Raw genomic sequence first — 19,552 nt, 5'->3', positions numbered from 1 at the left:
AAAACCTTGTTATAGGCGGGGATACTCAATTTTCCCTACCTAGGGCTTGGAAGTGCGACGGCTCCGTCAGGATAAGGATATCAAATTTCCCCTTTTAAAGCTGAAAACTGTTACAGCTCTATCAGCCTTTCATAAATGCTTGTTCAAACTTGCGATCGCGCCTCTTCAAGATTCCACCGTTTCTTGCCAATATAGTTGTATTCCTTCTTTGAAAACTTTGTGGGCAGCCTCGTTGCTATTAGGTTGTGGTGTTTGTATGGTTTTGCTAACGGACAGGGCTGCTGCCACTGGCTGACTTAGATGAACCAAAAGTGCACTCGACATATCAGCCAAAACCCATTGAGTACAATCGAACACAGCCACCCCTTTTGTATTTTTTTCAATTTTAGTCAATAGCCCGCTTAGTGTTAAGGCAGAAAGAAATAATATTATGTCCGCTATATTATTTCCACTCTCCCTGAAGGGTAAAAGCAGCCCAATAATAGGGAGATTTCCATTTTTCTTGCTGCATCATTTCGATCTGTGCTGCTCTCAAAGCTGCCGAAGGTGTTAACTTTTGTTGAAGCATTTTATGATAAAATTTTTGCATTAACACAGCAGTTCCTTCATCATCTACACTCCACAAACTCACCGCCACCCGCTGCGCCCCCGCATACATAAAACCCCTCGTCAATCCCACCATTCCTTCGCCTTTAACATTCTGTCCCATGCCCGACTGGCAAGCACTTAAAACCACTAAATTTGCCGCCAGTTTCAAGTTGAAAATATCCGTGAGGCGCAAAAAACCATTGACAAGATTGCCCTTGTCATCTACCATCGACATCAGAATTCCTGACAGTTCGGGATTTTGGCTGTTGGCAAGGCCGTGGGTGGCAAAGTGAACGATTTGATAATTGGCTAAATTTCCATCGGTAGCAGTAGTACGGCTGGCATCAAAATCAAATATTTGACGGCTAGAAGCTGAGGGGAATAAGCTGGATATTGTTTGGGCTTCTTGGCGGGTAAATGGTAGGCGTTCGGGCGGCCATTGCCGATTAGAAGCACGAAGCGATCGACTTAAACCGATATTATTTAATGCTAGCTTTTCGGTAGTTTCCGGGGTAAGTTTTCCTTTGAGTCTATCATCATCGGGACTGAAAACCGGATCGGCTAAAATTGCTAAAGTTTGGCTTGGTGGTTTTCTATCTCCGTAATTTTGCCGGAGAATGGCGAGAGTTGAGGCAGAAGGCAGAGTAATAATTTCATGTTCGATAATTAAGGGAACATTGGTATTTTGTCCGACGGTAGGGGAAATAATTAAAGCTTGAAAAGGGGTATAGTGCAGCACGCCATCGGGAACAATTAATAAGCGTTTATTGCCTAATTGGGCTGCTGCGGGTTGTAAAATTACTTGAGCCAGATTTGCACTTGCTTGGGCAACTTGTAGGGGAATATTTCTCTGAATTGGGCTAGTTACTGCGTCTCGGAAATTGCGGGCTGCTGTTTCAATGTCAACCTGTTTTGGCAATTCATAGCTAGTTAGTCCTGTTGATGTCACAACCCACAAATAACTGCGGTCTTTGCCGAGGGAATACTGCAATAAAATAGTGTTTTCATCGAGAATTTGTTTCTGAATTTCTGGCAGTGTTAAAGGTTGGGGTTGAGTGAGGGCAGCGTAGCGGGGGCTGGCAGTACGAATCTTTGTTTGGAGTTGCTCATATTGTTCCAAAAGTACGAGGCGCTGTTTGTCGATTTCAGCGATTTTAGTTTGATTGGGGTTGGGGGTGCTGATTGTTTCGATGCGCTGCTTTTCAATGGCATTGAGTTGCTGTTGCACGCTCTTTTCTTGTTGCAGTAAGTCGGCGGAAATGCCTTCGCGAATGTTGGCGTTACTTTCTTGGAGAAGGTCGAGGAGGCTGCGGGCTCTCGAACGTTCGCTGGCTTCTAAGGCTTTGGTGTCATAACCGGATTTAGGATTAGTTTTATGCAGTTGCATTAACAAATCGATGTAGAATTCGTAGTAGTCTTGGACTGTGGCAAAGTATGAGGTGCGGAGTTCTGGGCTGGTTATTTTGAGGCGGAGGCTTTCGATGATTTTGAGAGAGGATTCAATGTCGGTGAGGGCTTCGGAGAGATTGTTTTGGTCACGTTTGACAGACGCTATGCTGTAAAGGGTGCTAGCTTCCCCACGGCGATCGCCTACTGCCCGACTCAGGGGCAGCGACTGGCTGTAATACTCTAGCGCTTTCTGTTGTTCTCCCAATAGTGAGTAGACACTGCCGATGTTGTTGAGGGTGGTAGCTTCCCCGCTGCGATCGCCTACTGCCCGACTCAGGGGCAGCGACTGGCTGTAATACTCTAGCGCCTTCTGTTTTTCTCCCAATTCAAAGTAGACAGCGCCGATGTTGTTGAGGGTGAGGGCTTCCCCGCTGCGATTGCTGGTTGCCCGACTCAGGGGCAGGGACTGGCTGTAATACTCTAGCGCCTTCTGTTGTTCTCCCAATGCTGAGTACATTAAGCCGATGTTGTTGAGGGTGTAACCTTCCCCACGGCGATCGCCTAGTGCCCGTCTCAGGGGAAGTGATTGGCTAAAATACTCTAGCGCTTTCTGTTTTTCTCCGAAATTAACGTAGATGCTGCCGATGCTGTTGAGAGTGGTAGCTTCCTCGCTGCGATTGCTGGTTGCCCGAAACAGGGGAAGCGACTGGCTGTAATACTCTAGCGCTTTCTGTTGTTCTCCCAATGCTGAGTAGATATTGCCGATGCTGGTGAGGGTGACAGCTTCCCCGCTGCGATTTCCCACTTCTTGATACAGCTTTAATGCTTCTTCCAACTTGACGATCGCACTTTTTTTTGAGTCCGCTGTTCCTTGTTGGTAAAGTTTCTCTGCCTCTTCAAATACTTTTTTAGCAGATTCATTACTGTTAACTTGTGCTGCTTGTACGACTTTACCAACAGGCACGGCTGCTGCAACTGGCTGGCTTAATGGACAGCGAATGTAGCGAGTGAAGCCGTCACGCCCCTCAACATCAATTGTATTGTTGTTAACTATACGATAACTTCGGTCGCCGACTAGGGGACTATTGGGCCGATAAGTACCTGGCACAAAGCACCCCCCAGAACCACAAAACGAAATTGAGTAGAGACCTTCCCCTGCAGGAGCAATTGCTAACCCAAAGTCATCTGAGCAATCGCCACTTTTCCAGAAACCAGCAAGTGGATGTGATTGCGAAGGAACAGCCAGTTTCTCCGCGTTGCGATTTGGGTCATGGCGAGAAATAAAGCGAGTTTGTGCGATAGGTGATGTTGGGGCTGGCGTTGGAGTTTGCATATTTGAGGAGACTGCCAAGCACAATAGACACGCTGTCCATAGAGTTTGTTTCATAATTCGTTGAGTATGGCACGCAGGCAAGCTGTGCGCGACGGGCTAACTAAAGGTGTACTTGTAACCTACCCAACATTGGGCGGTTGTACATCCCCGCATCCAATAAATGAGGAAACCAACAATAAATAACACGTTCTAGGCGGGGATATCCAATTTTCCCGCCTAGGGCTTGAAAGTGGTGTGGCTCAGTTGCCTTACGGAATGAGAAAACGTAAGACATAGACGTAAGACACAATTAGTCGGTGTGCAGTTAATACCATTTCCATAAACGGACCAGTGCTGCTTTGAGGAAAAACTGAGGAAAAAAAACTATTTTTATAAACGGATAGGCAGGGAAACTCAATTTTCCTTACCTAGGATTTATAACCGTTGTAGCTAACCACTTTTGTATTTGGTGAGAAAAGTTTCATAATGTTTGCTGAGAGTGTTTTGATTTGGTGCTGTTTTTTGATCCTGTGGTAAAGTCAGTTTCCGATCAGCCAAATCTTGGTAACAGGTGCCGACAAGTTCAGGGGCAATCACAATTTCCTTGGTATCTGGTCGAATTGATAGTAGATGCAAATCGAAGAGAGTGTGTATGTCGGCTCTGAGCGGTAAACCATTGGTTAAATGATTGGTTTGAGTACCTTGATATGGAATTATATGGGCTGCTTCGATAGCTGACTCTACATCACAATCAGTTATTGGACATCGACCACCGTAAGCAATTAACAACTTACGCCGAAATCCAGCCTGTCCCTGTCGCTGCACAATAGAAGCAGTTATCCGTCGTCTGGCATCTTGAAGAGTTTCGGCGTCAAAGTATCCCTCATGTTCAATTTTCTGGCGCTCAGCATCTAGCTCAGGTAGCACTGGATTGCGGGTGTGGAAATAAAAGTCAAGAATGGTTCGCAAATCACCACAACCTTCCAAGTCTTGACCGTACCCCAGAATTTGTGGAGGAATCGGCATCGGATTACCTCGCAAATCTAAGTGTTCCAAATTCTTCATGCTGCGAATCGCCTTCGGGATTTCAGCAATCTGATTATTAGGGAGGCCAAGCTCTTTCAGATTCGACAATTTCCCGATCACTTCTGGGATAGTGGTAATTTGATTGTCACCAAGAAAAAGCCCTGTCAAACTCGACATTTGCCCGAGCGCATCTGGGATGGAGGTAATTTTATTGTAACCGAGCTGAAGCTGTGTTAGGTTCAACAGTTGCCCGAGCGCATCTGGGATGGAAGTAATTCTATTGTCACTGAGATCAAGTCGTGTCAGGTGCGTACACTTGACAATTTCCGGTGGCAATTCTTTCAGGCTCAGCCCCGATAAATCCAGTTCCGTCAATTTTTCCTCGGCTGCTTCGCCAATTCGTCGAGTTGCTTCCTCTCGCGTCAGGCTCTCTGTATTATTAGACTGTGAATATGAAGCATCTTGAAATGTCCGTAATAACCTCAACAAATCCAATTGAAGGAGTCTTTGACTGATACTCCCGACTATTTGTGTTTCTCCTGAAATTACGCTTCGTCGTAAATCAATAAGTAATGGAATAAGAGGTGTTAAACTTTCCCTCTTTGGTGAACCGAAGCGAGCAAATACACTAAGCCAATCCCACTGATCTTTACGCAAACAGCGATTGAACATTCCCTTAAGCTCGCTGATTTTGTCCGGCTCGATCTCTTCTATAGTCGCGTTTCCCTCAAGAAAATCTATCATTGACTGCACGGTATAGTTGTAGCGCCCTTGCATTGTTACTGAAATTGGAGCCCTTCCAAATTCCCATTTGGGATTTTTTTTTCTTGTGTCCATAAATTTATACTCTATTAACGGGACTTAAGCAAACGGTAAGCAGCTAATTCAGGCTACAGAAGCCTTCAGAGAGTTTAAGAAGTCTATTGAGACTGGCTAGCGGTTTGTTGAGGATAAGTTCGCATAGTTACATATAAGTTACATACAGCAATATGTAACTCATGTATGAGGGTAGACGAATAATTTTAATGCTCTTCTGCAACCTGCGGAAAATTCAAGGTTCAGAAATTGAGCCAGATTTGCCCCTTCTCCAACTATTGGGTCAGGATATCGGCATATCCTGACCCAGGGCTTAACAGTGCTAAGGCGAGGCGGGGAAAACCAATATTGCGGATATACACCCAACTCCGACAGATATCTTGGTCTTAGGTTAAGGTTGAGTTTTGCTTTTCTTCCAAAGTTTAACTAGCCGTCTGAAATCCTCATTTTCATCGTCTGTCAGCCTCGCTTTAATCGCTTCCTTAACTCCCAATTCATGCACTTGGCAATAGACATCATTGGCTGCTGCGGGGTCATTGTCCGCGATTGCTTGGAGTGCACGCTCGACCAGTTCTAGTTCGTTTTGGTTGAGATTTGATTCAGCAGCGGATTATGAAACTAAATAACGCCCGTCAAGGTTGAGTTGTTTTTTTGATTGACCAAGAATTACCACTTCGCGGTCAAGCTCAATTCGACACAGCCCATCGCTCCACACCTCAACTACGGTGGCTCCCTCGCCTCTGTACTCCTGGGCACCGGGATACTGGGCAGAAACTTTCACTCGATCGCCTATGAACCAATTCACCCTCGCTGCGATCGGCACTTCCACCTCACCCGCACCAGTTTCGACCTCACCCGCACCAGTTCCCGCACCAATGGAGCAGGTAGAATCCTTGATTTCTGAGGCTTCCGCACCACCCGCACCACTTTCAACAGGTTTTACTGTTTTTGCGGTGAAATTTTCGAGACATACATTGTGATTATCAGTCTCCAAACCAACATCCTCTTCTAATTTTTTTTGATTTTGCTCAGAATCAGAAAAACTGGTGCGGGTGGTGCGGAGGTCTTGATTTGTAAGGGTTTCTTGGTGCGGGTAGTAGTGCGGAACTGGTGCGGAACTGGTGCGGGTATCGTTAAATCCGATGCCCGACAGTGCGGCGACAGACCGTTTTGAGGTGGCGTTGTATAGCGTGGTACGGGTTGCTTTTGGGAATAGTTGTTGAATTCTAGCGAGTGCTTGATTGATTCCTTTGACGTTGCTGTCGCCCCTACGTGGTTGGTCAAGCCACACTGCTTTAACTTTGTCGCTGCTCGTAGTTTCGTATACCAGCGTTCCGTTGTCTTGATACCACGTCTCTAGCTGTGTCCAGATATCGCTAGCGGTAAGGGTGTCGTCGGGTGAGTAGTTAAGTCCGGTGTCCTGCGAGAACTGGAACAGGTGAGAATTCTCTGCCTGAATCGCCGCCATAGCAGCCTCGGTTGCTGCGTAGTCGATGCCATCAGACATCAGCGCTACCAAAGCATCAAGGACTTTGTTTAAGAAAGCTGGCAACACTTCTGCTTTCAGAAAGTCGGGGTCATATTTGAATCGCGGGTCGGCTTCAATCTCCCCCCGCGTTGGGTCAGCTTTGATTTTGAATGTCTTGTCAAAGCTCAAAACCCCGTACCGAGACTTGATGGCTTCCAAGCTTCCCTGCATATTGGGCGTGTCGTTGCAGTTAAAGACAGCGATCGCTTTAGGGGTAAAGTCTTCTTCGTCTTTTCCTTTGCCTTCGCGAGACAGCGTATCGCCAGTAATAAAGGCTTTGAGGCTTTGAATCTTGTCTAGTCGCGCTGTTTGGGCATTTTCGGAGGCCCAGTTGACTCGACTGTTGGCAGTACGGGCTAAGGGGAACTTCCGACCCTCATCGTAGGATGCAAAGTCAGAAAGCGTGGCAGCAGTCATGCCAATCCGTCCGTACATCAAGCTGACAATCTCCCTGAGCGTATCTTTCCCGTTGGAGCCGTAGCCTTTGAGGAGCAGCGCTCGTACCATGCGGCCTTTGTATTTGCGGACTGTTTCTAGGTCTAGACTGGCGGCGATAGTTTTGAGGAAAATGTCTCGCTGCGGGGCGCTGAGAACTTCCATCAGTCGATCGCAATCCTCGGTAGGAGCCTCTGGGTTGTAGGTGGCGATTGGCTTGTAGGTATAGCGAAAGTCAGGGGTATGGTCTACCAGTTCCCATCTAGGCGTCGGGGCTAGTCTTACAGCAGCAGCCTCCCAGTGCAGTTGCAAGACACCGTTAGTGCAGTTCAAGCCGGGGGGATTGAACGAGTCAGAGTTGACCTCTAGCCGCATCTTTGCCCATTCCAGTACCTGTTTAGCTGAGGCTGGATTAGCGAATGGGAATGTTAGCCCTTTCCTTTCTTTGAAGACCGAGAAGCTGTTGCAATAGGAGGCAATGCGCGGGCGCTGCTCGGAGTCGGGCGAGTATTCGTAGTGGGTTCCAGTCCAGAAGTAGAGTTTGTTGTCGGCACATATCCAAGGTTTATCGCCAAACAGGAACTCTAGCGCTTGTTGGTTGAATTCTTGTTTTAAGTCGGGGCCATCGCCGTCAGTAGTTTTTGATTCCCAATCCTCAAAGCTGACCGACTTTACCAGCATCCGCCTGAACTCTTCTATTCCTTTTTTCTGAATGAAATCATCCATTCCTTTGGTTTCTCCCTCAGTCCCAACGTCCCAAACTCCTGTAATACTGTAGACCGGGACGCTGAATTTTAGAAGTTGGCTGCCGAGTTTCCGCTGTTCCCAGTTGACGTTTGGGTTGGTGGCGGCGTCGGCATCGAAGGCAAAGATAAACCCGAAGCCGGCACGGGCGTACTTTTCTAAAGTTTCGACCAAGTAGCGCTTGCCTTGAATGTCTCCTTTTTTAGAGGTAAGACCCATTGAAACGCCCAGCAGTGCAATAGTTGGGATGCCGTTAGCGCACCCGGCGATTCCTTTGAACGGGCCTTCGGTGAGGACAATGCACGGATGGTCGTTGATGCGGTAGCAGTGCTGCTTGAGATTTTCGGTATCCCAGTAGTTTTTGTCGGTGGGGTGCTGGGGCAAGAATGCGTCGTATTCACCAACGGGCGTCCGATATTTGGGCGCTTTCTTGCAGCTTTCTGATTTCCAAGGCTTGTCCGGTCTGAATTGGAATTGTGTGGTGTTGCCCACAAATAGGATGCCGCCAGACTTCGCGGTATAACCCAAGTAAAATGATGCCTCCTCCGCAGATACGGTTCGGCAGTTGGCGTAACTCCAACTGTTTAAAAGTCCCCGGCTCTCAATGTGGCTTTTGTGTTTGGGGGAAAGATAAGCGGTAGATTCAATTTGCTGTACAACATTCATAAAATGCCTCTCTCGCTACTCATAGCGGTGCTAACTGGTTTTTTTTACAAAAACCCGCTAAATGTAGAAGAGACGACCCTGCTTTCACTACCGTGAGATTTACTGAGAGTGCAAATTTTGCGGTAATCGCAGATTTAGACTATGATTGGCTTAAGAATTTTATTTTTTGTTGGTCCGTCTCTTCTAACAGATAGCGGACTCTTTTTTTTTGGTCTGGTCTGGTCGCTGCGGGCTTTTCTGTTGTTTTGAAAAGCCCTAATTCCATGATTTTATAGACACCTCCCAAATTTTAAACTGCAACGGTTGCTTAGATTGGTGACTGGCAAGGAATTTGGGAATCGAAAAATTCCAATTTTGGCGATCGCTTTCTTAGCCTTGTTCATCCTGTGCCCTCGGGATTCTCCAAGGATCGATGCCGTACTCTCGAAGTAGCCACTGGTAGTGGTCATGCTCTATCCTAATCTCGTCCTCAACCCAAAACGCCTCTCTGATATCCTGTTCGAGCCGCCGGACGCGATCGCTGAGCAATTCGTTTCGTTCAGCCAAGCGTGCGGGTAATGCCGAAAGCTTCGTCAAACCGCCGTTCGAGAGATTCGGTAATCAGTCCCATGCTCATAGTTAAAGCAGCTTTGTTCCCCCGGTGAGCTTGCCACAGCGAGTAAGCGCTGGCAATTTCTGGAGGGACGGACAGAAACCGACTTTGCTCCCGACTACCGGGTTCAGACTCGATTTCGATTTCTTTGCGCTCAAAAATCGTACTCATGTAACCTTCACCCAGCAAGCTTTCGCCGGCGTTTGAGCGTAAAAAATCGGACACGTTGCGCCGTTTGAGAGTCCGCTGCTTCGGCGACTTGGGTTTGGCTGCGTCCGATACGAGCCGTCTGGCACCATGAACCCATCGACTGTAAGGGAACCTATTTGCCCGATCGCCCCCCAATCCTTCTAGCTCGGCTCGGTTAAGGGCAGACCGGCTCTAAAAATCAACTCGGCAGTCAAGTTCAACTCTGGGAAAGCCAGCGACTCAACTCGGTCATCTCCCCGAAACAGGCTGATTTGATACTCGCCGTCAACCAACTGGCAAACCGTGAGCGTGGGTTGTTTGGGAGTGCCGATGAACTTGCGGCCGCCCAAACCGAGATAGTCCACAATCCAGTATTCGGGGATGCCCATTTCTTCATAGTCGGCAAATTTGAAATGATAATCATCCCGCCAATTCGTACTGACTACCTCTACAGCCAGCCGCACCGAAGAACCCATCGTGATGATGGATGGACTCCCTATCCCAGCGCGGTTCGTTTGCCAGAGATGCTTGCTCTAGGACAATTACATCGGGCTGATAACCAGCCTCATCGCGAGTGGGTTTAAGCAGGCAGTCACCGGGGATGGAGTAGGGTAATTCGCGTTGGTCAATTTCAACTCCTACTTTTAAGCTGATAAAACCTGTAACACCGGAATGGCGGCCAGTTCCTAAAGGCATTTCAACAATTACTCCATTGTGCAGTTCGTAGCGGCGAATAGAGTTCTCTGGATACCAGGCTGCGAACTCATCAAACGTGATTGTTTGGGGGTAAGAAACTGTAACATAATTGTTAGACATATGTGTATATTACTTACTGTTTGGGTAGGTATTAAGGGTAGTCGTATCCGTCCTTTTGATGAATGGATGTTAAGTAGTCCAACTTGATAGACCTCCGTTTTTTGTCAATAACCAATTCTCCGTAACCATGTGACATTGGGCAGACTCGTGCGGTAAAAGTACCTTTGTACTTGCCTTTTGGAACATCAGCGCGAACTATATCGCCCGTACAGAATCCCAGAATTGGACGCAACGGGCGATGTTTTTGCGGATAGCCAAACTTGTTTGTTTGACATCGCTGCCGACCACCAAAACCTGTTGCTTTTACTTTGATAATCTTGGTAGTAACAAGTTTTATAGTTTCAACGGAGCCGACGCAGGCAGCATCAATCCAATGAGATTTTGGTAAGTCAAATCGCATCCGATTGAACTTTGTTTGACCGCCTGTTCCAGTGCTAACAGGTAATCCAAAAGACTTCAAAGTATTGAACAATGCCCACCGAGTTGAGTTAACTGATGCCGCATCCTTTAAGGGAGTTTTGGCTTGTTTCAAAACGCGGTTCAACAGCTCTGACTTACCTTTTAGAAAGTCTTTGATATCTTTATTTCCCTTGCATTGATTGCACTTGTGACAAGCCAAGCACAGATTGGATATACGGTCTGAACCACCTTTGGACTTTGGTTCGATATGTTCAATTTCAAGCGGAACATCCTTGACACCACAGTAAGCGCATTGACGATTCCATTTCTCCAATAAGTATTCGCGACATTCGTAACCTTTCAAAGTTCCGGCACGGTATTCAATCCCAGAGATTTCTGGATTCTGGACTGCCTGGGTGTCGAACTTAACCAGTTCTTGAACAATTGAACTAATTGAAGCAAACTTTTGAATTCGTTTGACCCAGGTTTGGGTTGTCAAGACGCGATGCTTCAAAGATGGTGCTAACCAACCATTTGGACGCTTGCGGTTCAGGAATCGAGCTTGGCGATAACGAGTATTGCGATTCCTCCGTCCTCTACGCACTGCTTTACGTGCTAAGAGCGCGTTTTTGATTTGTTGACCTCTATGTTGCAATTCCATCCCCCAAATGACATTCCCTTGGTTGGTTACTAGCGCAATACCAGTAAACTTTGAGCCTGGGTCAATTTTAAGTGTCAGAGGATAAACGTTGGGATTGTCAATAACTCGTTTGAGTATTAAAGTGAACGGATATCGCCGAAACACTGCTGCGGTGCCTGCATCCAACAACTTTCTAGCTTGTTTTGGATGTACTGGATTTAGCGGTGTTTGGTTGCTGTCAATTAGAAAGACGTAGTTTGACATATTCTGTCAGCCTGATTGCTCAGTAATGTTTGCCTCGACAATGATTTAAGAGCTTGCGAGTGACTGCCACACGCGGATTTATAAACCGTTAATCCGTGGCTTAATGACAATCAACAGAGCAACAAACTGGCGTTCATTTGTTGGTGTTATGACTCAAAAATCGTAGCTACCGAAATAGCTGAGTCTGCACGCTCGGTAGAGTTATCAGTAAATGTCTAACTCTGGGTAGGTTTTGCCGAGCGGGATTGTTTGGGTTTGGCTCATGTTGCTGTTTCCTCTGACTTGTTGGTTTTGAACTGCGATCGCCACGAAACCGGACTCCTCCGCTCCGGGGTGTAATCCGTATATGTCTCTCCCAGCAAAGCTTTAGATCGATTCGAGTGCAAAAATGTAATGCGTAAAAAATCGAAAGTGCTTCGAGCTGGTTTTCCCACACTTCCCGCTGTCTGAGTCAGAGACATCCGATAGGAGCCATCTGGCAACATGAACCCATCGACTGTGAGAGAACCTATTTGTACCGAGGCGCGGGTGGCTCTAACTGATTCGGTCATATTTTCTCCTGTGTTAGACCTTTACCGCTCCGCTTGCTGCTTGTCGCGGACTTTCTGTGCTGTTGCGGGCTTTGTCAACAACACTACTACCGAGTTTTCAGCATTCGTTACATGATATTATCGTGTAAACTCAAGCGATTCGATCTCTATAAGATACCATAATATATATGGTAAACGAGGTAGTTTATGTTTGCACTAAAAAGACGTTCTATAGATAAATTTGTAAAACCTGTGAAAGCACGAGAGTTTTGTAGGCAGTGGTTTGATGCCGATGCCCAGATGGAAGCTACGAGGGGCTATAGAGCCGAGTGCGTTCGCTTGTTGAGCCGCATCCTGGCGGTGCAAACAGAGACTATTTCGAGTAAATGGGGAAGCGGCATCGATTTCGAGAAAATGCCCGAACAGTACGAAAGAACGCTAGCTTATGCCAATTCTCTCCGTTCCATCCTCGACGCGGCGGGCAATAATCCCGAACTCTCCAGCATCATTGCCGAGCGGCTCAAACAATCCCATTAGTAATTCACCGGAAAGTAATACCAGATAGTATACGGTAAAATCCTTGACTGACCACAACGCAGGTTTTAGTGTTGGAATGACGCCCTGGTGCAGTGGTGCAAACACTTTTCCCAGGACTTCTCCCATTCGCTGATAACACCAGCTACCAAGGAGCAACCTTATGTTCGCAGATTACGGGCAGCCATCGCAATCCGCCCGACCAAGCTTTGTAGAAATACCCAATCCCCGCGTCACCACCGCAATGGGACGCATGGAAGTGACCAACGTTCACTCTGAAACCGTCACCGGTTGTCTGTTGGATGACCAAGACAATTTGCTCAAGGAAGACGGACAACCGATTTATGTGTGCGTCCGCAAATCAGAGATTTTTTGTGCCATCGAAAGAGCCAACGTGATGAGTTGGTGGGAACTGGAGGAGCAAGCGATTACGGGACACACAACGCCCCGAAAATATTCCCTCGAATCCTTGATTAATCGCTTGGACGGACTCAACTTGGATGAGCTTTACGCTGTCCGAACCTTCGTCAGTTTGGAAGCCGACCCGTTTCAAGCATATTCCGGTAGCGTCAACAACGACTTATCCCACTTGCAGGCTTGGTTCCCGACAGTGCGAGTTCTCGATCGTGCCGAACAAAACCAACTAGCAAGCGCACTGTGCTGGCGAATAGCTAGCAACTCCAACGCACCGACAGCACCTACACCGGGTGACGAAAGGAACGATTAATTCTTGAGTTGATAGAAAATGTCGTCTCAAATTTCTCTTTGATTCCGGTGAATGGGTTGAGTTTTTTTATTGAACAATGATGCAACCTAGAACTAATCACGCCAAGAAAGAATATCTGGAACATCTCCCATGCGACTAATCCCCTCAAACGAGTAAAAGGCTTCAATTATGATTACAAACTTTGGTATTGGGTCGAAAACGACACCAAGCTTCACGCCGCAATTGTTTTATTTGCAAAATCTGGATTTTGTGCCTAGTCCAGACGATACTTTACCGTCGGTCATTCCTGGTATAAACAGTTTGCCAGCTCAATCTGATGGCTGCGAACGGATAAGGGTGATGGTTTTTGGATCGAGTTACGGGGTTGCTTACACGATTCGCTGGCTTTACGGGCTACAGTTCGCTCAAATCAGCGAGTGGAGTTTGCTTATGCCTGCTCCAAGTGAGGGTGAATTTATGAGCATTGTTACTAAGCGAATCCCATTGAGTCCAATTAACTAATTGGCATGAAATTTGGTAACAACTTGGTAACAATTTTGTAACAACTTCTTCGGCGGCGCTGGCGATAGTTTAATCTGTTGTATCAAAAGCGATCGCCAGTTTCTTCTATCAAGACATCAGTGAGGTATGCTATGACCAACGGCAACGGACTAAACGGCGATACGCCTAACGGTGACAAGCCCCAACCAGATGCCATACAAAAGTTAACAGAATACGTTGAATCTGTAGAGATTTCTCTGGAAATCCAGGAAGATAAAACAGACGTTATTGAAGACCAGGTGGCAAGTCTTAGCGAACAGATAACCGAGTTAAAACAAGAAATAAAAGAGATGTATGGAGATGAAGAGGACTGGGAACGTATGTCAAAGACTTGAGGGGCTTATCGCACGCCGTCAAGCTAAAAACCGATTGCAACGTTCCAAACTGGAGCGAACCAAGCGTTTGCGAGATGAAGCTGCTTTGAGTAGAGTTTTTAGAAAGTCACCTTTGCTTGACTTCGTTGATGATTTGGTACACCGTCCGCCTAACCAGGAACAAATGCGCCAGCTCAAGGAACTACTTCTAGAAGAACAGAAGGCGATCGCTCAACTGATTACCCTAATTGACCAACACCTAGATTGAAGCTGAGGTAATGCTTAAAAGATGTTATAAGGCGGTCAATAGATACGCCTTTTCATCTTTTTTAGAGCGCTAACCTGAAAGTTATTCAAACTTTTAAACCAAATTCTACAGTATTTTAATACTTTGAACTGATTGATTTATTGCACCTAACTGAGAATAGAACAGCTCAATAGTTAACGAAACAAAAGTAATTTATCAGGTGACAGGTAAGAGCGGTGAACCTTAAACCTTGGTGCGACATGATATTATAAACAGTTAGTTTTCTAAAAAGAGAGCCGAAGTAAGAGGAATGGTGAAGCGGAATTAGTTATTTTAATGTGCAGACAGTAACGCTTGTTTGATAAAATAATTAGATTGTCGTTTAGTTTTGCAGTGGGCGACCATCCCCCAATCTGGGGATTTCCTATTTTGATTATCCTCGTTATAAAAGCAGGTGGCGTAGGCTTTACAATACCGTAAATCGAGCTATATTTTGAATATGTTCTTTTGATATCGAGCTGTCAAACATGGAACTAACCAAATATAGTTGGTGGGGTGAATCTAACGAACCACCACCGCACCTGAAAACTAAAAAGCAACTGGGTGAACTGGGTTTATCGCCTCTGAAACCTTCAGGCGTTATCCCAACCCGAAAATACGACGTACTCCTCTACGATATCCACAATCCTGAATGCTGCCGACCCAAAAGAAAGCCATCTCCCAAGCAGTTAGAAACCCTGGCTGCCAACCGTCTCAAAGCTCAAATCAAGCGTGATTATCAAGAATGGTATCGGGAAGTAGGTTTTATAGAAAGAGATAGGGTAAGGGCTGTGCTGTGGGCAAGGGAGCAATTAAGCCAGGATGATTGGGTGATTCTGGATACTGAAACGACGGACTTATACGATGCTGAGATTGTAGAGATAGCAATTATCGATCGCACTAAAGAAACCTTACTCGATACCCTCATCAAACCCTCAATTCCCATCCCCGCAGAAGTAACAGAGATTCACGGGATAACCGATGAAATGGTAGCGACTGCTCCAAGTTTTCCCACAGTCTATCCCCGCATTGTTGAAGTCCTTAAAGATAAACGGATTTTGATATACAATGCCGAATTCGATATTAAAATATTGGCTTATTGTTGCAGGCTTCACAATCTACCCGTACTGCAATTATCCAAGCGCTCTGAATGTCTCATGGAATGGGTAGCGCAATGGGCCGGAAACTGGAGCTATTATCACAAAGATTATCGATATTTCCCCCTGCCTAGTGGCAACCACAGAGCATTAGGAGATTGCACGGCTGCTTTTGAGTTAATTAAGAAGATGGCAGCGGATTCGGATGAGATGAATTGTCCCGTACCGATTCCAGATCGCTAATCCACAAGTCAATTGCACCGCGCTCTTTGGGATACAGAGCCAACTGCCGGCTTTGAAAAAGTTTAAGATCGTCGAGCAATTGGAGTTAGTAAGGGGAGAGTATGACCTTGCCATCACCCGGTTCGGTCAACATTTCTATTGCTCCAACTGGAAAAAATATCGCGAGCTTGACCCGGCTGTGGATGCTCCAGAGCAAATTCAGGAAGGCCCCGCCGTCCCGGCGCGACTCTTCCTAATCCCCCGCCGGGACGGGTTTACTGTTTATCCTTTTTTTGATACAGTCAACATAACTCCCAAGCATTATCGTCGCGATCGAACCCACCGACCAGCGCGTATCAAAAAAAGGATGCTCCCCAATGTGGCTCAGGTACGGCGTCGCTCCAGATAAAACCTTAGTGTCGATCGAAGACGTGCCCCGCGGCAAGACTCAGTTAAGGTGTCCGTACTGCGGCGGTGAGTTGGCCGCGAAAAAGGGGCAGCGTAAGGAACACCACTTCGCGCATACTAATGAAAGCTGCCGTGAAGTAGCAGAGCGTAGCGATCGCCTCATCCCGACATTACCTTTGTACGATGACTTCAATATATGGCTGACGGGCAAAGAGCTCCAACAACTCAAAACCATTTGGAATCGGTATGGATCTAAGAATAAAGGTATCCCCAACAGAGAAGTCGATCCAATTTTTATTGAAGAAAATTTGTTAGAGGAAAACGAATACCGCCTCTTAGGAAAATATCAATTTACCAAGTTAGGGAAAATACCTGTTGGTGCATTATCTTTGATGCTGTTTAACCAAGTGCAAGAGCCACTATTATTGGAAAAGCATCAGCAGCTAGAAGAAAATGCTGAAATTGCTTATCAAGAGCGGGAATCCAACCTTCACGAATGCCTTTCAGACCTGCAAATATATCGAGCCGGATTCAAGAAAATTTTATTAAATACTCTCTACTACCTTCAAATTGACGCTGGTGGAGAAACCATTTACAAAATCGGCGTGACAGGCCGAGAAATAGAAGAGCGAGTAGCTGAAATCAAAAACGAGCTAGCGAAATATTTTCAACATTTTACAGTTAAGGTGTTGGGAATTTGGGCGCACCGAGGGAACGTAGAAAAATATTTTAAGCATAGATATGCTGGTGATAATTTCACTGTCGGCAGCTTAACTGAGTATTACAAGTTTCATAATCCGAAAAATGCCACTGCTGCCTTGCGCGATTTGCGACGGATGAAAGAAAAGGAATTATCGGAAATTGAGGTAGATATCCTAGCAGGAAGGCCCAGCAGTATTGAGCGGATAATCGAACAAGAAGAACGTGCAGATCGGCGCTCAAACGCAATCAAAAAAGGCATGGAACGTGCTATTTTTTGGGGGCAAAATGTTGGCAGACCGTCGTATGCTGAATCGACAGAGCATTTTTTGGAAAAACCTTCATCGCAACGAGCAATTGCAGCAATAAATGAGGGATTGTCGTTGCGTCAGGCGGCTGAAAAAGCTGGCGTGTCAGTAAATACGGTTCGCAAAGTAAAAGCTATTTTGGATTTGAAATCGGAGATTTCTCAAGCGGTGCATAACGCCCCGAAAAATACATCCTGATAACTGGGGAGCAATCGGGGACTCCAGCCAGCATCGCTAAATTTGCCTCAATTTTTGTGTCGATCTAATTTTTGGGTACTCGGTTGCGACCCTCCGAGTATTTTTCCAGTTCGTCATGCACCATTAGTTTTATCGGCAAGTTCGTGCATCCAAAACAGATTAATTTACCACCGGCACTCAGCAGTTGACAATCTCCCAATCCATTGCATCATCGGGGAACAGGGATAACTGCCCCGGTGATACGTTAGACTGACCGCGATTATGATACGAAAGGTGGCAAGCAGTACAAAGTGCAACTAAGTTTTCCGGGCGATTGTCCTCTGGTATCCGATTTCGGTGATGTACGGTCAAAGTTACCTTCAAGCGTTCAGATTTGGTTAAACCACTTTTAGTACCGGGTTGCAGGCATTGTTGGTTGCACTTTGTACAGCGCCACAGAGCGCTTGTTTTGACTAACAATGCGATGGATTGCCAGTTATCGGGATATCTCCTAGGTTTTGCCATAGCTTGTTTCTCAGAATACAGCGATCGCTTTGTTCGAGAGTCAGAATGTCGCCATTAAGTTGAGAGTGCTGCAAATCCTCTAAAGATACCGCTGCAATAGGTTTGTTGATTGGCTTGAATCCATTCAGCAGTTTCCATGTATCAAGGGTGCAGAGGCCTGAAGTCGAACCATATTTGCGTTGAACATATTGATGTTTGCCTCTTGCAGTTCAAATGGTGCAAGGTTGCTGTTGGCTAGGATGTCGGTATAGTCGGTGTCTAGCAAATCTAGTTGTTCGATGGGTGAGTCGGTCATTTTGTTAGGTTTCAATTTCTCAACGCTTCCCTTACCATCATTTTACGCTCATGCCAGCGATCGCTATCCAGAACTGGGAAATCAAAGAACATGGGCTCTAGGAAAACCGACGATAAAAACTAACGCACCCAGTCATCGAACTTCTGGTTTTTTGAGTTTGTGACTCCAGGGCTGACCGTCGCGGACTAGGAAACTTGAGAAGCAACCGCCACACAACTTTTGTTAAGCTTGCTAGATTGGGGAAGTAGTCTAAAAAATCAACCTTATGGATTTCATCACTTTCTTGCAGAACATCCTCAGCAGCATTCTCAACCTCTTGAACTTGGTGCTGTTTGTTCGATTGACGATCGCCTGTTGCTGGGGAATGTACGAGGGTTGGACGATCGGTGAAGCAACTGTTGGCAAAATATTGTTACTAACCACGATCGCTGCAATCATGTTTCGCTTGTGGCAATCCTGGCCGCAGGAGTGGGTTTGGTTCGCTGTGCTGCCTCAATGCGCTTTTGTGGTGTTTGTTGGGGGCTTGGTCGGCTGCATACTCAAGTGGGGTGTCGAACGAGCGTTTGTTCGCAACTGAGGATTTAAGGATACTGCTAGACCATCTCGCCCCTTTCTCTTGGCAATTAAGCCGGAATGAAGGGAGCCGGATTGACAAGATCATCATCAATTTTCACTCGACTCAAAGACCGTTCGCGAAAATCGACATCCAATTCCGAAATTCCAAACAATATCTCAATCAAGAAGTGATAGTGAATGTATTGCTCCAAAGTATGCCTGTTATATAAGGATTTCTGTTTTAGTCGTCAGTCATCAGTCATTGGTATCTTTCCACCAAGTACCGCAGCCGTTGAGAGCCATTTTTGGAATGCAGCATCGCCTCCCATCACTGCATCAGTTGGTTGCGGTCGAGACAAGCTCAGTTTTTCTAATTCAATTTTCGGGATTTCCTTATCCCTAATTGGTAAATTGATATATTTTGCACATAATTGCGCGTATTCAACAGTACGATCGCCTTTTTGCCACCATTTTATTAATCGATTAGCATAACGCGCTCTTTCCTCACAGCAAACTATCTCAAATTTACCTTTGACCCAGCCCGGTAAATTCTCTTCATCGTCTTCATTGTGGTAGCTATATATAGCTTGGTTGTCAGTATTGCCAACTTTACATATAAAAAAACTAATCTGACAACCATAATAGCTGTGATACATAGTTCTGAAGACGGTAAATAAATCGCCTTCTTGTAGCTCGCGCTTTTCTTCTTTTATTATTTCTTCTGTTGGTTTCCATTTCTGCTTGGGTTTTTTAGATATGTAATCTCTTGGTTGAAAAGAGAATGTATTGCTAAATCGGTGTCCGTTGTGTTTGTGGTATTGTCTAAATTGAACTTCAATCATGTTTAAATTCCTACTAATTTCAAAATTGTCCCGAACGCGATCTGTTTCCTCATTAAATTTAATTCACTTCAGTCCAAGAAACCACCGCT

At 46.0% G+C, this 19,552-nt stretch carries 19 protein-coding genes and 1 pseudogene; 9 read left to right on the top strand and 11 right to left on the bottom strand.

The features are described from left to right. Positions 1-442 precede the first annotated feature (442 nt). The 8 genes and pseudogenes from QUB13_RS09020 to QUB13_RS08985 form a co-directional block, all read right to left on the bottom strand. Positions 443-3,310, bottom strand: a complete 2,868-nt coding sequence (locus tag QUB13_RS09020) for a CHAT domain-containing protein (protein ID WP_333380168.1) — start codon at positions 3,308-3,310, stop codon at positions 443-445. Between the two features lie 429 nt (positions 3,311-3,739). Then, on the bottom strand, positions 3,740-5,152 hold the full coding sequence (locus QUB13_RS09015; protein WP_333380166.1) for a leucine-rich repeat domain-containing protein: 1,413 nt from the start codon (positions 5,150-5,152) through the stop codon (positions 3,740-3,742). A gap of 589 nt (positions 5,153-5,741) precedes the next feature. Continuing rightward, positions 5,742-8,504, bottom strand: coding sequence for a DUF3854 domain-containing protein (locus tag QUB13_RS09010; protein ID WP_333380164.1), 2,763 nt, complete (start codon positions 8,502-8,504; stop codon positions 5,742-5,744). Positions 8,505-8,873: 369 nt separating this feature from the next. Next, on the bottom strand, positions 8,874-9,050 hold the full coding sequence (locus QUB13_RS09005) for a hypothetical protein (protein ID WP_333380162.1): 177 nt from the start codon (positions 9,048-9,050) through the stop codon (positions 8,874-8,876). Beyond that, on the bottom strand, positions 9,043-9,441 hold the full coding sequence (locus tag QUB13_RS09000; RefSeq protein ID WP_333380160.1) for a hypothetical protein: 399 nt from the start codon (positions 9,439-9,441) through the stop codon (positions 9,043-9,045). Before QUB13_RS09000 ends, QUB13_RS09005 begins: the two co-directional genes overlap by 8 nt. A gap of 5 nt (positions 9,442-9,446) precedes the next feature. Then, a pseudogene (locus QUB13_RS08995) lies at positions 9,447-10,101 on the bottom strand (Uma2 family endonuclease). A 31-nt stretch (positions 10,102-10,132) separates the two neighbouring features. Continuing rightward, complete coding sequence (gene iscB, locus QUB13_RS08990; protein WP_333380159.1) at positions 10,133-11,404, bottom strand: RNA-guided endonuclease IscB; 1,272 nt, start codon at positions 11,402-11,404, stop codon at positions 10,133-10,135. A 260-nt stretch (positions 11,405-11,664) separates the two neighbouring features. Further along, positions 11,665-11,955 carry a hypothetical protein gene (locus tag QUB13_RS08985; protein ID WP_333380158.1) on the bottom strand — a complete coding sequence of 97 codons (291 nt, stop codon included), beginning with the start codon at positions 11,953-11,955 and terminating at the stop codon, positions 11,665-11,667. A gap of 186 nt (positions 11,956-12,141) precedes the next feature. Between QUB13_RS08985 and QUB13_RS08980 the strand changes: the two genes are divergently transcribed. The 8 genes from QUB13_RS08980 (at position 12,142) to QUB13_RS08945 (ending at position 17,267) form a co-directional block, all read left to right on the top strand. After that, positions 12,142-12,471 carry a hypothetical protein gene (locus QUB13_RS08980; RefSeq protein WP_333380156.1) on the top strand — a complete coding sequence of 110 codons (330 nt, stop codon included), beginning with the start codon at positions 12,142-12,144 and terminating at the stop codon, positions 12,469-12,471. Positions 12,472-12,631: 160 nt separating this feature from the next. Beyond that, positions 12,632-13,195, top strand: coding sequence for a hypothetical protein (locus tag QUB13_RS08975; protein ID WP_333380154.1), 564 nt, complete (start codon positions 12,632-12,634; stop codon positions 13,193-13,195). A 168-nt stretch (positions 13,196-13,363) separates the two neighbouring features. Beyond that, complete coding sequence (locus tag QUB13_RS08970; protein WP_333380153.1) at positions 13,364-13,696, top strand: hypothetical protein; 333 nt, start codon at positions 13,364-13,366, stop codon at positions 13,694-13,696. Positions 13,697-13,827: 131 nt separating this feature from the next. Further along, positions 13,828-14,070, top strand: coding sequence for a hypothetical protein (locus QUB13_RS08965; RefSeq protein ID WP_333380151.1), 243 nt, complete (start codon positions 13,828-13,830; stop codon positions 14,068-14,070). 34 nt (positions 14,071-14,104) lie between these two features. Further along, positions 14,105-14,317 (top strand): hypothetical protein, encoded by a 213-nt coding sequence (locus tag QUB13_RS08960; RefSeq protein ID WP_333380149.1) that lies wholly within the window; start codon positions 14,105-14,107, stop codon positions 14,315-14,317. 506 nt (positions 14,318-14,823) lie between these two features. Then, positions 14,824-15,675, top strand: coding sequence for a 3'-5' exonuclease (locus QUB13_RS08955; protein ID WP_333380148.1), 852 nt, complete (start codon positions 14,824-14,826; stop codon positions 15,673-15,675). Between the two features lie 52 nt (positions 15,676-15,727). After that, positions 15,728-16,063, top strand: a complete 336-nt coding sequence (locus QUB13_RS08950) for a hypothetical protein (RefSeq protein ID WP_333380147.1) — start codon at positions 15,728-15,730, stop codon at positions 16,061-16,063. After that, complete coding sequence (locus tag QUB13_RS08945) at positions 16,032-17,267, top strand: competence protein CoiA family protein (RefSeq protein ID WP_333380145.1); 1,236 nt, start codon at positions 16,032-16,034, stop codon at positions 17,265-17,267. The genes QUB13_RS08950 and QUB13_RS08945 overlap by 32 nt, the downstream gene beginning before the upstream one ends. A gap of 177 nt (positions 17,268-17,444) precedes the next feature. Here QUB13_RS08945 and QUB13_RS08940 read toward each other — a convergent pair whose 3' ends face one another. Together QUB13_RS08940 and QUB13_RS08935 are read right to left on the bottom strand one after the other, a co-directional pair. Then, positions 17,445-17,771: an HNH endonuclease gene (locus QUB13_RS08940; protein WP_333380144.1), complete on the bottom strand. Its 327-nt coding sequence runs from the start codon at positions 17,769-17,771 to the stop codon at positions 17,445-17,447. Between the two features lie 124 nt (positions 17,772-17,895). Further along, complete coding sequence (locus QUB13_RS08935) at positions 17,896-18,066, bottom strand: hypothetical protein (protein WP_333380142.1); 171 nt, start codon at positions 18,064-18,066, stop codon at positions 17,896-17,898. 265 nt (positions 18,067-18,331) lie between these two features. Between QUB13_RS08935 and QUB13_RS08930 the strand changes: the two genes are divergently transcribed. Next, positions 18,332-18,643 carry a hypothetical protein gene (locus QUB13_RS08930; RefSeq protein WP_333380141.1) on the top strand — a complete coding sequence of 104 codons (312 nt, stop codon included), beginning with the start codon at positions 18,332-18,334 and terminating at the stop codon, positions 18,641-18,643. A gap of 226 nt (positions 18,644-18,869) precedes the next feature. Here the strand turns inward: QUB13_RS08930 and QUB13_RS08925 are convergent, their stop codons facing one another. Further along, positions 18,870-19,463 carry a hypothetical protein gene (locus QUB13_RS08925; protein ID WP_333380140.1) on the bottom strand — a complete coding sequence of 198 codons (594 nt, stop codon included), beginning with the start codon at positions 19,461-19,463 and terminating at the stop codon, positions 18,870-18,872. Between the last annotated feature and the right edge of the window lie 89 nt (positions 19,464-19,552).

This window comes from Microcoleus sp. B4-D4 (assembly GCF_036705185.1).
GTDB lineage: Bacteria > Cyanobacteriota > Cyanobacteriia > Cyanobacteriales > Microcoleaceae > Microcoleus.
This window is presented reverse-complemented; position numbering and strand designations above follow the sequence as displayed.

Bases quoted from the DNA above. Each gene is read 5' to 3' on its own strand.
- QUB13_RS09020 (WP_333380168.1), bottom strand. From the start codon at position 3,310: ATGCAAACTCCAACGCCAGCCCCAACATCACCTATCGCACAAACTCGC.
- QUB13_RS09015 (WP_333380166.1), bottom strand. From the start codon at position 5,152: ATGGACACAAGAAAAAAAAATCCCAAATGGGAATTTGGAAGGGCTCCA.
- QUB13_RS09010 (WP_333380164.1), bottom strand. From the start codon at position 8,504: ATGAATGTTGTACAGCAAATTGAATCTACCGCTTATCTTTCCCCCAAA.
- iscB (WP_333380159.1), bottom strand. From the start codon at position 11,404: ATGTCAAACTACGTCTTTCTAATTGACAGCAACCAAACACCGCTAAAT.
- QUB13_RS08985 (WP_333380158.1), bottom strand. From the start codon at position 11,955: ATGACCGAATCAGTTAGAGCCACCCGCGCCTCGGTACAAATAGGTTCT.
- QUB13_RS08980 (WP_333380156.1), top strand. From the start codon at position 12,142: ATGTTTGCACTAAAAAGACGTTCTATAGATAAATTTGTAAAACCTGTG.
- QUB13_RS08975 (WP_333380154.1), top strand. From the start codon at position 12,632: ATGTTCGCAGATTACGGGCAGCCATCGCAATCCGCCCGACCAAGCTTT.
- QUB13_RS08970 (WP_333380153.1), top strand. From the start codon at position 13,364: ATGATTACAAACTTTGGTATTGGGTCGAAAACGACACCAAGCTTCACG.
- QUB13_RS08965 (WP_333380151.1), top strand. From the start codon at position 13,828: ATGACCAACGGCAACGGACTAAACGGCGATACGCCTAACGGTGACAAG.
- QUB13_RS08955 (WP_333380148.1), top strand. From the start codon at position 14,824: ATGGAACTAACCAAATATAGTTGGTGGGGTGAATCTAACGAACCACCA.
- QUB13_RS08945 (WP_333380145.1), top strand. From the start codon at position 16,032: ATGTGGCTCAGGTACGGCGTCGCTCCAGATAAAACCTTAGTGTCGATC.
- QUB13_RS08940 (WP_333380144.1), bottom strand. From the start codon at position 17,771: ATGGCAAAACCTAGGAGATATCCCGATAACTGGCAATCCATCGCATTG.
- QUB13_RS08935 (WP_333380142.1), bottom strand. From the start codon at position 18,066: ATGACCGACTCACCCATCGAACAACTAGATTTGCTAGACACCGACTAT.
- QUB13_RS08930 (WP_333380141.1), top strand. From the start codon at position 18,332: ATGGATTTCATCACTTTCTTGCAGAACATCCTCAGCAGCATTCTCAAC.
- QUB13_RS08925 (WP_333380140.1), bottom strand. From the start codon at position 19,463: ATGATTGAAGTTCAATTTAGACAATACCACAAACACAACGGACACCGA.